General features: G+C 52.3%; 1 protein-coding gene. It reads right to left on the reverse strand.

Features of this window, described 5'->3' with window-relative positions; all coding sequences use genetic code 11:
* Positions 1–10 precede the first annotated feature (10 nt).
* Positions 11–967 carry an IS30 family transposase gene (locus H7T88_RS28480; RefSeq protein ID WP_221791739.1) on the reverse strand — a complete coding sequence of 319 codons (957 nt, stop codon included), beginning with the start codon at positions 965–967 and terminating at the stop codon, positions 11–13.
* Between the last annotated feature and the right edge of the window lie 114 nt (positions 968–1,081).

Below are 1,081 nucleotides of genomic sequence, written 5' to 3' on the forward strand. Positions count from 1 at the left end.
TGACGGATTGTCAAGCCAAGTGCGACAGTTCCTCTGAAAAGGATTCGTGAGCGGTTCTCCAGCTCAGGCATTTACGTGGTCTGTGATTGATCAAGTCCAGAGCGTTTTCTAGAGCCTCATCCGTGATTTGGGCAAAATCGGTCCCTTTGGGAAAAAACTCTCGCAGGAGGCCATTGGCATTTTCATTCGAGCCGCGTTGCCAGGAGGAATAGGGATCTGCAAAATATACCTGCACGCCATGAACGGCTTCCAGGCTGGTGTAACAGGCGAATTCCTTGCCACGGTCCGCGGTAGCGGTTTGAAACGCTCGGGCAGGATACTGCGAAGCCGCTACTCCAAAGGCAATCTCCATGGACAACGCAGTACGATCAGGCATACGAATCGCGGTATACAAGCGGGTCTTTCGTTCGATGAACGTGGCTACGCAGCCCTTGCTTTTCCCACGACCTGAAACCACCGTATCCAGTTCCCAATGGCCGAAGGTCTCCCGGTGACGAACCTCTTTCGGACGTTGAGAGATGGGCTTGCCCACAGCAAACTTGCCGCGTGTCTCTGCTGGCTTCTGCCGTTTCCCTTTGTGTCTGAGGATGGCAAGCACACCTTTCACCAGACGGCCGGTATAAAGCCAACGATAGATCGTTTTAAAACATACCATGGATTGACCCTCCTGACGCAATCGCTCTACGATCTGCTCTGGAGACCAGGTTGCGTGGAGCTTATCTTCAATGCGACTCGCCAGTTCTGAATTCCACTTCCCTGCGGAAACGGAGGCCTTACGGCGCTGGACATAGCCCTCTTGAGCGTTCTCCACGGCGTAGGGGTGTTCTACTGTATTTCGGCGGAGTTCCCGGCTAATGGTGGAATGATGTCTGCCAAGTTCTTTGGCAATCGCTCGGGTACTTCTCCCCTGCCGATGGAGGATTTCTAGCTTGCTGCGCTCAATTATGCTAAGATGTGTGTAGCTCATGGTGGATTCTCCTTGTGTGAATGTGGTGTAGGAACCTTCATTCTACACGAATCCGGCCATGGGCCATTTTTTATTTATTTCCAGTAGGTGTCGCACTTCATATTACAATCCGTC

The organism is Paenibacillus cucumis (ex Kampfer et al. 2016) (genome assembly GCF_019748695.1).
In the GTDB taxonomy this organism is placed as follows: domain Bacteria; phylum Bacillota; class Bacilli; order Paenibacillales; family Paenibacillaceae; genus Paenibacillus; species Paenibacillus polysaccharolyticus.

What these genes read in the sequence shown, in the direction of transcription:
- H7T88_RS28480 (WP_221791739.1), bottom strand. Translation starts at nt 967, where the DNA reads ATGAGCTACACACATCTTAGCATAATTGAGCGCAGCAAGCTAGAAATC.